This window comes from Jeotgalibaca sp. A122 (assembly GCF_052266715.1).
Classification (GTDB): domain Bacteria; phylum Bacillota; class Bacilli; order Lactobacillales; family Aerococcaceae; genus Jeotgalibaca.
In genome coordinates this window covers 16318-30469 of sequence record NZ_JBQPRB010000008.1, presented here as the reverse complement: position 1 = coordinate 30469, position 14152 = coordinate 16318, and the positions used below count along the sequence as shown (strand labels likewise).

At 40.7% G+C, this 14152-nt stretch carries 13 protein-coding genes; 11 read left to right on the top strand and 2 right to left on the bottom strand.

The window, feature by feature from the left end; genetic code table 11:
* Positions 1–57: 57 nt before the first annotated feature.
* On the bottom strand, positions 58–909 hold the full coding sequence (locus ACTU7M_RS09090) for a pyruvate, water dikinase regulatory protein (RefSeq protein WP_443474076.1): 852 nt from the start codon (positions 907–909) through the stop codon (positions 58–60).
* Between the two features lie 13 nt (positions 910–922).
* A complete protein-coding gene (locus tag ACTU7M_RS09085) occupies positions 923–1552 on the bottom strand; it encodes a helix-turn-helix transcriptional regulator (protein ID WP_443474075.1) in 630 nt (209 codons plus the stop codon).
* A 146-nt stretch (positions 1553–1698) separates the two neighbouring features.
* Here ACTU7M_RS09085 and ppdK point away from each other — a divergent pair, with 146 nt between their 5' ends.
* From ppdK to purH, 11 genes are all read left to right on the top strand, one after another.
* A complete protein-coding gene (gene ppdK, locus ACTU7M_RS09080; RefSeq protein ID WP_443474074.1) occupies positions 1699–4341 on the top strand; it encodes a pyruvate, phosphate dikinase in 2643 nt (880 codons plus the stop codon).
* 94 nt (positions 4342–4435) lie between these two features.
* The gene (locus ACTU7M_RS09075; protein WP_443474073.1) at positions 4436–4594 is read left to right on the top strand and encodes a hypothetical protein; all 159 of its coding nucleotides are present in this window, start codon (positions 4436–4438) and stop codon (positions 4592–4594) included.
* 311 nt (positions 4595–4905) lie between these two features.
* A complete protein-coding gene (locus ACTU7M_RS09070; RefSeq protein WP_443474072.1) occupies positions 4906–5346 on the top strand; it encodes a hypothetical protein in 441 nt (146 codons plus the stop codon).
* Positions 5347–5362: 16 nt separating this feature from the next.
* A complete protein-coding gene (gene pgeF / locus ACTU7M_RS09065; RefSeq protein ID WP_443474071.1) occupies positions 5363–6085 on the top strand; it encodes a peptidoglycan editing factor PgeF in 723 nt (240 codons plus the stop codon).
* 226 nt (positions 6086–6311) lie between these two features.
* Positions 6312–6560, top strand: coding sequence for a phosphoribosylformylglycinamidine synthase subunit PurS (gene purS / locus ACTU7M_RS09060; RefSeq protein ID WP_443474070.1), 249 nt, complete (start codon positions 6312–6314; stop codon positions 6558–6560).
* Between the two features lies 1 nt (position 6561).
* Positions 6562–7239, top strand: coding sequence for a phosphoribosylformylglycinamidine synthase subunit PurQ (gene purQ, locus ACTU7M_RS09055; protein WP_443474069.1), 678 nt, complete (start codon positions 6562–6564; stop codon positions 7237–7239).
* 13 nt (positions 7240–7252) lie between these two features.
* Positions 7253–9493, top strand: a complete 2241-nt coding sequence (gene purL / locus ACTU7M_RS09050; RefSeq protein ID WP_443474068.1) for a phosphoribosylformylglycinamidine synthase subunit PurL — start codon at positions 7253–7255, stop codon at positions 9491–9493.
* Between the two features lie 13 nt (positions 9494–9506).
* Complete coding sequence (gene purF / locus ACTU7M_RS09045; protein WP_443474067.1) at positions 9507–10946, top strand: amidophosphoribosyltransferase; 1440 nt, start codon at positions 9507–9509, stop codon at positions 10944–10946.
* Entirely contained in the window at positions 10930–11967 is a 1038-nt protein-coding gene (purM, locus tag ACTU7M_RS09040; protein WP_443474066.1) for a phosphoribosylformylglycinamidine cyclo-ligase, read from the top strand. The genes purF and purM overlap by 17 nt, the downstream gene beginning before the upstream one ends.
* On the top strand, positions 11964–12557 hold the full coding sequence (gene purN, locus ACTU7M_RS09035; protein WP_443474065.1) for a phosphoribosylglycinamide formyltransferase: 594 nt from the start codon (positions 11964–11966) through the stop codon (positions 12555–12557). Before purM ends, purN begins: the two co-directional genes overlap by 4 nt.
* Positions 12547–14139, top strand: a complete 1593-nt coding sequence (purH, locus tag ACTU7M_RS09030; RefSeq protein ID WP_443474064.1) for a bifunctional phosphoribosylaminoimidazolecarboxamide formyltransferase/IMP cyclohydrolase — start codon at positions 12547–12549, stop codon at positions 14137–14139. Before purN ends, purH begins: the two co-directional genes overlap by 11 nt.
* The last annotated feature ends 13 nt before the right edge of the window (positions 14140–14152 follow it).

Below are 14152 nucleotides of genomic sequence, written 5' to 3'. Positions count from 1 at the left end.
GGTCTTTTTTTCATTTATGTTGCAAGTCTGCACAACGACTCAGGTTAATGCCATTGATCAAAACAAACTGGGTCTGCTTTGTTGGAAGGTGTCACGATAATATTCCTCAATGAGGACGGCCGTTTCTTCGATGGAACGATTTTCCACATTAATAGTCATGATATCCAACTGATTAAACAAATCTCCCGCATAAGCTAATTCTTTTTCAATCCGTAATTGATCGGAGTACTGGCTGGTATTTTTCAACCCTAACGATGCTAAACGCGCTTGTCGAATTTTGGCTAGTGTTTCTGCTGAGGTCGTCAAGCCAATAATTTTTCTTGACGGTATTTTAAACAGTTCTTCCGGTATTTGTGCCTCAGGGATAATCGGAAGATTCGCGACTTTATAACCTTGATTCGCCAAATACAGACTCAAGGGCGTTTTGGATGTTCTTGAAACGCCTAAAATAACTAAATCAGCTTTCTGAAATCCTTTAGCATCTTTACCATCATCATACCGAACTGCGAATTCCATCGCTGAAACACGGTTAAAGTAATCGGTATTTAATTTGTGAAGGGCGCCAGGTTCCTGGTTGGAACTTTCCTCATATTCTTCTTCGATGATCGAAGTGAGATTCGTCATAAGATCTACATGCCTCAAATTTTCTGCTTGCGAAAAGGCATCGACAAAGGCAATCATCTTTTTGTTAACCAGTGTTGAGACAATGATTGCTTTTTCTTTTTTTGCGTCTTGCAAGATATCCTCAATTTGTCCTGAGTCGGTTATAAAAGGGAATCTTTTTATTTCGGAAGATGCGAGTGATGGGAATTGAGCAAGTACTGCCGCAGTGATTTTTAATCCTGTACCACCAACAGAGTCGGAAATGATATAAATAGGGTTGATTGCTTTCTTTAAGGGTTTTGTCATGGTCCGTCATCCTTTAACTGTTATTTGAATCATTCCCGGCTTGGATAAAATGATTCATCAGCCGTGTTTTCGTCAGCTTTCCTACTACTTTTAACGGATTATCTTTCGTTACTACTGGAAGAGAGTCTACTTGGTGCTGCATCAATAAGTTTCCGGCTTCTAAAATCGTCCATTCCGGTGTCACGGTCACGATGTTTGGCATCCGGGTCATAATCATGGCAACAGGAGTATTTTCCGCGTTGCTATTTCCAATGACAAACCGTAAAAAATCTTTTCGGGAAATAACGCCTACTAATTCGTCCTGATCATTTTTTACGTACAAAGAACCCACATCATACATGAAAAGGTTTGTGACTGCATCATAAACGGATAAAGTTTGTTCAACAATGATCGGGGTGGTCATTACTTCCTTGACGGTCACTTCGAATAGTTGATCGTAAACAAGTGGTTTCACATCTTGTCCGGTATAAAAATAACCAACTTTAGTGCGTGCATCCAATATCCCCACCATTGTCAAAACTGCTAGGTCGCTTCTTAGTGTGGCACGACTTAATCCAAGATAACCTGCAATGCGGTCGCCACTGATGGGTTCATGCTCTTTGACGATTTCTATAATTTTATTCTGTCGTTCCGTAAAATCCATACTACCGACCTCTTTTTTCAAGATGTATCCATTATATAAAACATCATAATTTTAATCAATATCTAATTAAACACTTGACAACCTATTATGACACACTATATAATGCGAATAAGTTTTAATAAGACACACTAAAAAGGGTGAATATGATGACGTTAAACAGAACAGCGACAAAATTTGTTTATTCATTTGTAGAAGGTAAAAGAGAAATGGTTGATTTATTGGGAGGGAAAGGTTCTAATTTAGCAGAAATGACACGATTAGGGCTACCGGTACCGAGTGGATTTACGATTTCAACAGAAGCATGTCTTACTTATCTGGAACAAGGTTCATTACAGGAGGACATGATTTTTGAAATTGCACAACAACTTGAAGCTCTTGAAGAAATGAGTCAGAAGAAATTTTCTGATCCGGTTAATCCGTTACTTGTCTCTGTTCGCAGTGGCGCTAAAATTTCAATGCCTGGTATGATGGATACGGTATTGAATTTAGGGATGAACGATTTAACTGTTGATACAATCGCCGCCAAAACTGATAATGAGGCTTTTGCCTATGATTGTTACCGTCGTTTTATTCAAATGTTTGGTGATGTTGTTAAAGGGATAGATAAAAATCTTTTCGAAGATGCATTAAGCTTATACAAAAATAAAAAAGACTATCAATCAGATGTACAAATGAACGCTGAAGATTGGATAGAACTAACAAATACATATAAAGAAATTTACGAAGAGCAGATGGGGGAAGCGTTCCCGCAAGATCCAAAAACACAGTTGCTGGCAGCGATAGAAGCGGTTTTCAAATCATGGGATAATTCGAGAGCGGTTACATATCGCCGCATGAATGCAATACCGGACGATTTAGGCACTGCTGTTACGGTTCAGGAGATGGTATTTGGGAATACCGGCATGGAAAGTGGTACGGGGGTTGCGTTTACTCGCAATCCGGCAACTGGAAAGCCAGGACTCTTTGGAGAATTTTTAATTAACGCTCAAGGTGAGGATGTTGTGGCCGGCATTCGTACACCGCAAGATATTTCCCAATTAGCAAACATTATGCCAGAGACGTATGAACAATTCTTAAATCTGGCAGAAATGCTGGAACGCCATTACCGCGATATGCAGGATATCGAATTCACCATTGAAGATGGCCAGTTATTCATCCTGCAAACGCGCAGTGGTAAACGTACAGCCCGAGCCGCCATTGAAATAGCTATTTCCCAAGTGGAGGAAGGTGTTATTTCAAAAGCAGAAGCCTTGAAGCGACTCACTCCTCAAATGATGGATCAATTATTGCATCCAACATTCGTGTCTTCGCAATTAAAGGAAAAGAAAGCAATCGTGCAAGGGTTACCTGCCAGTCCTGGTTCTGCCAGCGGGAAGGTTTACTTTACTGCCGAAGATGCCAAGCGTGCGAACGACGCTGGAGAAAGAACGATTCTTTTGCGCAAAGAAACTTCACCAGAAGATATTGAAGGAATGGCAGTCAGTGAAGCTGTTGTAACTTCTCATGGAGGGATGACCTCGCATGCTGCAGTAGTGGCACGTGGAATGGGTTCGTGCTGTGTAGTTGGGTGTGAACAACTACTTATCGATGAAAAACAAAAGACAGCTAGCGTGAGTAATACGGTCATTCAAGAAGGAACCGTCATTTCAGTTGATGGTGCAACAGGGAAAATATACCTGGGCGAAATTGAAAAAGAAAATCCAGTAGATGAATCCAGTTCGTTGGGTAAAATAATTTCTTGGTGTAAAGAAGTGGGTATTATTTCAGTCAAAGCCAATGCAGAAACCGCAAATGAAATTACAGCAGCTTTACAATTTGGTGCAGAAGGGATGGGACTGGTCAGGACAGAGCATATGTTCTTTGGCGAAGAGCGAATCGTTGAGATGCGTAAGATGATTTTGTCCCCGGGAGTCAATGAAAAACGTCTCGCACTTGAAAAACTAAAAGCTTATCAAAAAGAAGATTTTAAAACGATATTCCGTCTAGCCCAGGAAAAACACGCAACGATCCGTCTGTTGGATCCGCCTTTGCATGAATTTATTCCGAATGGAAAAGAAGTCGATAAAATGGCCGCTCTTCTTGGAATTTCCGTAGAAGAAATAAATCAAAGGATTGCCGCTTTGGAAGAAAATAATCCCATGTTGGGACACCGTGGCTGTCGCTTAGCGATTACCAATCCAGAAATTTATGAAATGCAAGTGGCAGCAATTATCGAAGCTGCTGTCGAAGTGACAGAAGAATTGAATCGTTCGATTGTAATCGAGCCAGAAATCATGATTCCGTTAGTGTCAGTAGAAGCGGAAATCATTTTTCTGAAAGAAAAACTCTTGAAAGTCATTAATCAAGTGTTTGAAGAGAAGGAAATCGAAATTCCTTATCAAATCGGGACAATGCTGGAGACGCCACGTGCTTGTTTGACGGCTGGGAAAATAGGGAAGCATGTCGATTTCATCAGCTTTGGTACCAACGATTTAACGCAGTTGACTTATGGGTTTTCTCGTGATGATATTGGTAAGTTCGTAGGTGATTACGAACGCGAGCGCATTATTGAAAGTGATCCGTTCCAGCATTTGGATGAAGAAGGTGTAGGTGAATTACTTACTTATGCGATTGATCGTGCAAAGGCCGAGGCAAACGAAAATATTTCTATTGGTATCTGTGGAGAAGTTGGCGGTGATCCACAATCCATCGCCTTCTTGATTGATAAAGGGGTCCAGTATGTTTCTTGTTCGCCTTACCGCGTTCCGGCTGCTTGGTTGACTATTGCGAAATTAAGTCTGGAAAGCTGAATCTAAAATTCATATGAGATTACGGACATTTCTATTGTCCGGGATGAAAACTTCCATTACTCTTGAGGTATATGAGAGTAGGGGGAGTAATAATATGGATGAGATAACATTATGTGTGACTGATGAAGAATACGAAAAGCTTTCTTTTTTAGCAGAATACTATGGTCTAAGTTTGTCCGAATTGATTAAAAAATACTCCGTTGCTCAATTTGAAGCTGAGTACGAGGAAATTAAAAAAGTTACAACAACATAGAGATGCGAAGGGTCTGGGGAATAACTCCCGGACCCTTATCTGTTTACGAATACTTCAACACAAACGTGCTCAAAAAGGCAGCCCCGACGCCACTTTGTCATGATTGTTGCTGCTTCAGCAGCTTACAAACATGATACACTTGGGCGTTAGCCCGCAGTGCCTCCATAATAATGCTCAGATGGTCTGCGACCATCCTGTGCTTATTCGTTCCAGTGGTTCGGGGCTAAATGCCTTTTTGAGCACTCTCTTCTTTTTCGTTGTGATATAATTAAAAAAAGGTTAGAAAAATACATTACTAGAGGAGCGATGGTATGACACAAACGGTTTATACGAATTTTTGGGTAAGCAGAATTGGTGACGTACGCAAGCAACATGGTAGTTACAAATCCGAGGAAGAGGCAATTGAGGGTATCAAAGCTTGGTGGGAACTTCATAAAGAAAAACATCCAGATGCACAGTTCAAGCGTACAAATTCCGGGGCTTTGGAAGTTATTTATCATGATGAACACTCCTTCTATCGCATAGAGAAAAAAACGATTGAGGGTAATTTGCCTTCGCGGACGTATAAATTGAAGCGTCCTGGTGAGATTGAAGCAGCTCGCTCAAAATATTTGCTGACCGATGAACTTTGCTTATTCGATGAATTGGCTGAACCATTTCGGGATCGTTTGATAATGGCGATGGGTGATAGTAAAAAAGTCAGAAACTATATTTATGACCGCGAAGGTCGTCCGGTCAAGGAGATTTCTTAAAGTTAGGAGTTAATGAATGGAGTCAGATTTAATGAAGGGAAAGGGGCTCTCCTTTCTCGTTGCGGGTTTTGATTACGATTTTCGGCAACAAACAAAAGGACCTGAAATCGTCAAAGAAGTTAAGCGCGCTATAGATAAGATGGGCATCCATCCGACAGAAATTTATTCTGGTCAACAAGTCCATGGTCACAACATTGGTTATGCAGATGGCGTAACGGGTGATCCATTTATATTTGGTAGAAATTTTCCTGAAACAGATGGACTGATTACGGATAAACCGGGTGTTGCTTTGCTTGTGAAGTATGCGGATTGTACACCGATAGTTTTGTATGATCCGAAAAAGAAAGTTTTGGCTGCGCTCCATTCGGGATGGCGCGGAACCGTCCAGAGAATCTCGCAAAAAGCCATTGAAAAAATGGAGCACGAATTTGGATGTGACAAGGAAAATATCTTGGTGTATGTGGGACCGTCGATTGATATGGAAAATTATGAAGTCGGATCAGAGGTATATGAAGCGTTTATAAGCTTTGATAATCGTGATGCGTTCATTGTTCCTAAAGGGGATAAATTCCATTTAAGCATGACGGATGCCAATCTATCTTTGCTGCGTGAAGCAGGAATCAAAGAGGAACATATCGAAGTGAGCCGGGTATCCACCTTTATGGATGGTTGTTTACATTCTGCGAGGGCAGAAGGTAAGGAATATGGTTTGAATGGTTTGATAGTAATGATGAACTAAGCTGGGGGAGACTCCAGCTTTTTTTATTTCGAATCGTAAAAAACGAACATTAATAAATAAAATAGTAAAAACATTCACTTATTATGAATAAGTCCTAAAATGACAAAAATGTGCAAATATACTGAAAATGTTAAGAATATTATCATTTAATTCGCAAAAACTATTGTAATTACGAACATAATCTGTTATTTTTACTGTGTTATTAACTTATTAGGAGGAAACTAAAATGTTTCGAGTGACTGTTAATGTTCGGTATTTACAATCTGTTATCAACCCTGAAGAGGAAGTGTTAAATGGCACTGTCAAGGCAATGGGCTTGGACGCCATCACTTCTGTTAAGTTAGGACGTACCTATACTTTTAATGTTGAAGCTGAATCTAAAGAAGAGGCAGAAAACATTATTAAGGAACTTGCTGACAAATTATTGGTTAACAAAGCAATGGAAACTTATTCAATGAATAGCGAGGAGGCGTAACGTGAAAATCGCAATCGTTACTTTCCCGGGTTCCGCAGGGGAGTCAGACATTCTAGCAGCACTTTTATCAGTTGGATTTAATGAAGACCAAGTGGAAATCGTAAACGAGCAAAAAACAGATTTGTCCCAATTTGCGGGGTTATTTATTCCTGGTGGGGCCTCTTATGCACATGCAGTTCGTCCCGGAGCAGTTGCTAAAGTTACAGCTGTTGCCCAGGCGATTAAAGACTTTGCTAAATCCGGTAAACCTGTTATTGGTTTGGGGAATGGATTCCAAATCTTAACTGAGCTTGAATTATTGCCAGGTGGTTTTTTAAAAAACAAAACCCTAAAAACAGTGAATGGATTTGTTGACGTTTCTCTGAAAAAAACAGATACAGTTTTTACTAATTTTGAAGATGAAATTAAATCAATTACTTTACCCATATCGCATTTGTATGGTCAATACCATGTGGATGAAGAAACACTTGAGAGGCTAGAAAAAAATGGCCAAATCGTGATGAACTACGTAACCAAAAATCCAAATGGCAGCACGAATGCTATTGCCGGTGTATCAAACGAAACAGGAAATGTTATTGGCATGATGCCGAAACCGGAACGTGCAATGGACGCAATATTAGGTAGCGAAGCTGGTCGTCCGTTTTTCGAATCTTTTTACAATCAAGTGACTAAAGGTTAAGAAAGGATCCAACATGAAACTACAAGCAATGACTCCTGAAGAAGTTAAGAATTCAAAAATTTATAAAGAGTGGGGATTGACTGATAAAGAGTATGAAACCATTTCTTCCTCTCTAGGGCGTTTGCCCAACTATACAGAAACAGGCATTTTTTCCGGAATGTGGAGTGAACACTGTTCGTATAAGACATCTAAACCTATTTTACGTAACTTCCATACGGAAGGCCCACAAGTACTCCAAGGTCCTGGTGAAGGGGCTGGTATCGTGGATATCGGCGACAATCAAGGGATCGTATTCAAAATGGAGAGTCATAATTCACCATCTGCTGTTGAACCTTATGAAGGTGCTGCAACTGGTGTTGGGGGCTGTGTTCGTGACATCTTCAGTATGGGTGCAACGCCAATCGCTTTGGTTGACTCCTTGCGTTTTGGTGATGTGGAACGTGATCGCACAAAATATTTAGTTGAAAAAGCAGTTGAAGGAATTGCAGATTATGGAAATCAATTAGGAATTCCTACAATCGCTGGTGAAGTTAAATTTGATGCAACATACAATGCCAACCCATTGGTTAATGCGATGTGTGTTGGGTTGGTGGACCATGATGGTATTTTCAACGGAATTGCTTCAGGTGTGGGGAACCCCATTTTATATGCAGGTTCAACAACAGGACGTGACGGTATTCACGGCGCTTCTTTCTCCAGTAAAGAATTTGGTGCTGAGAATCAAGATCAAGGTTCAGCAGTACAAGCTGGAGATCCATTCAAGGAAAAACGCTTGATTGATGCATTCCTTGAATTATTCCGTGATTTCAAAAATGAAGTTATTGGTGTACAGGATATGGGAGCAGCGGGATTGGTTTCTTCCAGTTCTGAAATGGCATCAAAAGCGGAGATGGGACTTTCGTTGAACATGGATCTAGTGCCAGCTCGTGAAGAAGCAATGACCGCTTATGAACTCTTGCTTTCAGAGTCGCAAGAACGCATGCTCTTGTGTATTGAAAAAGGAAGCGAAGCAGCAATTATTGAACTGTTCAATCGTTATGGACTGGAAGCAGCAGTAATTGGTGAAGTAATCGGGGAAAAACAATATAAAATTTACCAACAAGGTGAATTGGTTGTTGATTTACCCGTTGATTTACTGGCAGATGGGGTTCCAACTAACTATATAACCTCAAAAGTTCCCGAAAGAATAAAAAATGCAGCTAAACGCGAAGTATTCCAACCGGAAGTTGCCAACATTGAAAAAACGTTAACTGACTTATTGACGAGTCCTGATTTAGCAGATAAATCTTCTCTATACTCCCAATTTGACCATATGGCAATGAATAATACGATTGCTGGTCCTGGTAGTGATGCAGGGATTTTACGCATTAAAGGTACTGATAAAGCTGTTGCTATTACTGCTGACGGAAATAGCCGCTATGTTTATTTGGATCCTTACAAAGGCGGTCAAATTGCAGTGAGTGAATCCGCTCGTAACATCATTGCTTCAGGTGGATTACCTCTAGCAATCACTGACTGCTTGAACTTTGGTAATCCGAATGACCCTGAAATCTTCTATGAATTGGAAGAATCCAGTAAAGGGATTTCTGAAGCTTGTAAAACATTGAATACACCGGTTATTTCAGGAAACGTATCTTTGAGCAATGCAAATCCAAGCGGATCCATTTATCCGACACCGATTTTAGGTATGGTCGGTTTGATTGAGAAAACATCCCAAATTCTAACGCAAAAATTTGCGCAAGCGGGAGATGTTATTTATTTAGTTGGGGCTACGGGTGACGACTTTGCTGGAAGTGTTATTCAAAAACTTCAGGCGGGTGAAATTTACGGTCAAATTAATTTTGATTTAGCAGCCGAAAAACAAAGTCAAGATTTTGTTTTCCATGCTAACAAAAAGGGCTTCTTGCAATCTGCTCATGATCTTTCTGAGGGAGGATTGTTGGTTGGTTTGGTCCAAAAGGCATTTGGAACGCAACTAGGATTTGATATGGAAACGTCATTAACTGATGCGCAACTATTCAGTGAAACGCAATCACGCTTTATCGTGACTGTTTCAAGAGAAAAACAAGCATCATTTGAACAGTTCATCCAGGAATCAAACATGGGTGAATTAGTTGTAGTTATTGGCTCTACTGTTGAAGGAGCAACTGCTACAGTCCAAACACGAGAATCTCGTGCAGAATTGGCATTGACAGAACTTAAAGCACAGTGGCAACAAGCTTTACCAAAAGCGCTTGTGCGTACGTTTAACTAAAGGGGGAAACACAGTGATTGGCATCTGGAATCATCATCAGGCTGAACAACTTGCTTATTTTGGACTGCATGCTCTACAGCATCGTGGCCAAGATGGGGCGGGTATTGCTGTCAGTGATGATGGTACGTTAAAACACTACCGTGGCACTGGCTTGCTTTCCCAGGTTTTTCAGGATAAGAGTCACCTTGAAAAACTAAAAGGTAATCGTTCAGTAGGCAAGATTCACTACACATTGAATGGTAAATTGAATGACTTAGAAAATGTTGGACCGCTTGTATTTAATTTTCTGGACGCAAGCATAGCGGTTGCTCAAAGCGGAAATTTAATTAACAGCCAATCGTTAAGAAAGGAGCTAGAGGATGAGGGCGCAGTCTTCTCCTCTTCTTCTGATGCAGAAATTTTAGTGCATCTGATACGTCGTAGTAAAGAAGCAACGTTTGAAGAAAAAGTAAGAGCATCACTGAAGCGGTTAAAAGGCGGCTTTAATTTTATCATTTTGACACGTGATGCCATGTATGGAATTGTTGATCCTAATTGTTTCCGCCCTTTATCATATGGTGAAATAGCTGAAACCAAGACAACAATCATAACAAGCGAAACATGCGCCATCGACGCATTGGGTGGCAAGGTCACTGGTAATATCCATGCGGGTATGTATATCGTCGTGACGGATGAAGGGATTCGTATGGAACAGTATGAAACAGAAACGCAAATTTCGATTGAATCGATGGAGTATGTTTACTTTGCTCGTCCTGATTCTGAATTTGCCGGAATCACCGTCCATAGTGCGCGCAAGAATTTAGGCAAGCAATTAGCATTGGAGAAACCTTGTCCGGAGGCGGATATGGTTATCGGGGTTCCGAACTCTTCCTTATCTGCTGCGACTGGTTATGCAGAGCAAAGTGGATTGCCTTATGAAATGGGCTTGGTCAAAAATCAATATGTGGGCCGGACATTTATTGAACCGACGAAAGAGCTTCGCGAACAAGGTGTTCGTAAAAAGATATCTGCCGTACGTGGGGTAGTGGAAGGGAAATCGATTGTGTTGGTTGATGATTCCATTGTGCGCGGAACAACTTCTAAACGGCTCATTCAAATCTTAAAAGAAGCAGGAGCACGTGAAATTCATCTGAGAATAACAAGTCCACCAATCTGTTTTCCGAACTTTTATGGTGTAGATATGTCAACGACCAATGAATTGGTAGCTGCTAACTACACGGTTGAAGAAATGTGTGCCGGATTCGGTTGTGACAGTTTAGGCTTTTTATCCATCGATGGCTTGATTAAAGGAATCGGCACCCATTTTGATGCCCCGAATAAAGGGTTATCACTAAGTATTTTTGATGGGTATTATGCTGCTGGTTTAGGAGAAAATGAAGCATTATTCCGTGCGAATCTGACTCCTATTCAAAAACAAATTTTAAGGGAGAGCAATCATGACAAATCTTTATAAAGAATCTGGTGTTGATATCGAAAAAGGATATGAAGCGGTAGAAAAAATGAAAAAGCATATTGCTCGAACAAATCGTGCAGGTGTATTGGGCGGTTTGGGGAATTTTGGTGGTCTATTCCAACTTGATACCAGTAAATACAAGGAACCCGTACTCATTAGTGGCACTGATGGCGTAGGGACAAAAATATTATTGGCACAACAAGCAGATAAAGTGGACAAGATTGGAATCGACTGTGTAGCGATGTGTGTCAACGATGTGTTGGCGCAAGGTGCAGAACCGTTATTCTTCCTGGATTATTTGGCAGTTGGGAAAAACAATCCAGACCGAATTGAAAAAATCGTAGCTGGTGTGGCAGAAGGCTGTGTACAAAGTAAAGCGGCTCTTATCGGTGGCGAAACGGCAGAAATGCCTGATCTTTATTCTAAGGAAGAATTTGACTTAGCAGGTTTCTGTGTCGGTGTTGCAGAAAAAAGTCGTGTCATCACTGCCGAACGTGTTCAAAACGGGGACGTACTAATTGGTTTGCCGAGTTCAGGTATCCACTCTAATGGTTACTCTTTGGTTCGTCATCTCTTTTTCAAAAAAAATAATTGGAAATTTGAAGATAAATTGCCGGACGGAACAGCACTGATCGATGCATTGTTGGAACCAACACGTATCTATGTTAAAGACGTTGCACCTTTATTGGATAAAGATCTTGTGCATGGTATCAGCCACATTACTGGTGGAGGATTTTATGAAAACTTACCACGTATGTTCAATGATAACCAACAAGCGGTTGTTCAAATCGATACAATCAAAACACCCCAGATTTTTACAGTCATGCAAGAGCTTGGTGAAATGAAATTAGATGAAATGTATGGTGTCTTTAACATGGGAATTGGGATGGTATTGGCTGTTGCCAAAGACGATGTTGAAGAAGTGCTATCCAGCATTTCGGATGCAGTTGTAATGGGAGAAATTCAAGAAAAGACAGGCCAAGATTCGGTTATTCTTCAAAATAATGAGGTGGCAAAATGAAAATTGCCCTGTTTGCCTCGGGTAACGGGTCGAATGTCCAAACAATAATCGGCAATGTACAATCCGGACAACTGGCTGTTGAAATTGCTTGCCTTGTATGTGATAGACCCAAAGCCTATGTTATTGAACGGGCTAAGAAGGCAGGTATTCCTGTTTACGTTTCTTCGCCAAAGGGCTTTGATAGCCGTGAAGATTGGGAACGTGCAGTGATTGCGTTTCTAAAACCTTACAGCGTTGATTACATCATACTGGCTGGGTTCATGCGCATTTTGAAATCTCCACTACTACAGGCTTATCCGAATCAGATTATTAATATTCACCCTTCATATTTACCGGCTTTTCCGGGTAAAAATGGTATTCAAGACGCATTTGATTCAGGTGTATCAGAAACGGGTGTAACTGTTTTTTATGTGGATGAAGGTATTGATACAGGAAAAATAATTGCTCAAGAAAAAATTGCGATTAATCCTGAGTGGGAATTATCAGACTTAGAAGAAGCCGTTCATTTAGTGGAACACCGTCTTTATACAAAAGTGCTCCAAAATATTCAAAAAGAATTTTCTGGGAAGGAAGAATCAAATGTCTTATAAAAAGTATGCTTTATTGAGTGTTTCAGACAAGTCCGGATTGGATCAAGTGGCAAAAGCCCTGATAGAACAAGGTGTTTCCTTGCTATCGACAGGAGGCACTTTCGAATACCTGAAAAATGCAGGGTTCGCTGTTGATACCGTTGATTCTTATACAGGATTTCCTGAAATGATGGATGGTCGCGTTAAGACACTCCACCCTAAAGTGCATGGTGGTTTGTTGGCAAATGTGGATGATCCGATTCATAGCCAACAGATGGCTTCGCAAGACATTATTGCAATCGACTATGTCATTGTGAATCTCTATCCTTTTAAAGAAACTATTTTAAAACCTGGTGTTACGCTTGAAGAAGCGATTGAAAATATTGATATTGGTGGACCAACTATGTTGCGCAGTTCCGCCAAAAATTATCGTCGTGTTTCAGTCGTTACAGATCCAGCTGACTATCCTGCTTTCATCAGTCAATTGGCAGAACAAGGTGAAACATCCTTTGAATATCGTTTCTATTTGGCCACAAAAGTGTTCGAATTAACAAGTCATTACGATACATTAATCAGCCAATACATGAACGAACAACGCGTACGTCTCGGTGAAATTGAACAACCTTGGCAGCATGTTACGAAGACATACCTTGATGGAACTGCTTTACGTTATGGCGAGAATGGCCATCAAAAAGCAAGTTTTTATAAGGAAGTCAATGCGCCAGCAACAACCATCGCAGGTGCGAAACAATTGCACGGTAAAGCTTTATCTTTCAATAACATTAAAGATGCAGATGCTGCCGTTAAGTTGATAAACGAATTTTCTGAACCTGCAGCTGTAGCTGTTAAACACATGAATCCGTGTGGTGTTGCTATAGGTTCTTCGGTTGAGGAAGCGTTTGAACGCTGTTATTTAGCCGATTCAATTTCTATTTTCGGCGGTATTGTTGCTGTTAATGAAACAGTTACAAAAAAACTAGCTGAAAAATTGCATGGCATATTCTTGGAAATCGTCATTGCACCAGCGTTTGATCCGGATGCATTAGAGATTTTGATGAAAAAGAAAAATATTCGTTTATTGGTAGTTGAAATGCATACACAAACAGAACCAGCGCAAGAAATGGTAACGGTAAGTGGTGGACTATTGATTCAAGACGTTGATCAATCTTCGGAATTAGTCAAGGGTTCATTCACAGAAGCGCCAGCGGATTGGGAAGTGATGACGAATCGTGCGCCTTCACAAGCAGAAGAAAAAGGTTTGAATTTCTTGATGAAAGTTGCTAAGCACGTCAAGAGTAACGCCATTGTCATTGGTAATGACCATATGACATTAGGGATCGGTGCCGGTCAAATGAACCGGGTCGGGGCAGCTGAAATTGCTCTGAAACAAGCTAAAAATAACACTGCGGTTACTAGTGATCACTTGTTAATGGCGAGTGATGCGTTCTTCCCGATGGATGATACGGTTACATTGGCCCATCAATATGGTGTCTCAGCGGTAATCCAACCAGGTGGATCCATACGTGATAAAGACTCTGTAGTTGCCTGTGACGAACGGGATATGGTAATGATAAAAACGGGAATTCGTCATTTCCGTCACTAAGGTGAGGTAATAG

Coding starts and splice junctions, on each gene's coding strand:
- ACTU7M_RS09090 (WP_443474076.1), bottom strand. CDS start 909: ATGACAAAACCCTTAAAGAAAGCAATCAACCCTATTTATATCATTTCC.
- ACTU7M_RS09085 (WP_443474075.1), bottom strand. CDS start 1,552: ATGGATTTTACGGAACGACAGAATAAAATTATAGAAATCGTCAAAGAG.
- ppdK (WP_443474074.1), top strand. CDS start 1,699: ATGACGTTAAACAGAACAGCGACAAAATTTGTTTATTCATTTGTAGAA.
- ACTU7M_RS09075 (WP_443474073.1), top strand. CDS start 4,436: ATGGATGAGATAACATTATGTGTGACTGATGAAGAATACGAAAAGCTT.
- ACTU7M_RS09070 (WP_443474072.1), top strand. CDS start 4,906: ATGACACAAACGGTTTATACGAATTTTTGGGTAAGCAGAATTGGTGAC.
- pgeF (WP_443474071.1), top strand. CDS start 5,363: ATGGAGTCAGATTTAATGAAGGGAAAGGGGCTCTCCTTTCTCGTTGCG.
- purS (WP_443474070.1), top strand. CDS start 6,312: ATGTTTCGAGTGACTGTTAATGTTCGGTATTTACAATCTGTTATCAAC.
- purL (WP_443474068.1), top strand. CDS start 7,253: ATGAAACTACAAGCAATGACTCCTGAAGAAGTTAAGAATTCAAAAATT.
- purM (WP_443474066.1), top strand. CDS start 10,930: ATGACAAATCTTTATAAAGAATCTGGTGTTGATATCGAAAAAGGATAT.
- purN (WP_443474065.1), top strand. CDS start 11,964: ATGAAAATTGCCCTGTTTGCCTCGGGTAACGGGTCGAATGTCCAAACA.
- purH (WP_443474064.1), top strand. CDS start 12,547: ATGTCTTATAAAAAGTATGCTTTATTGAGTGTTTCAGACAAGTCCGGA.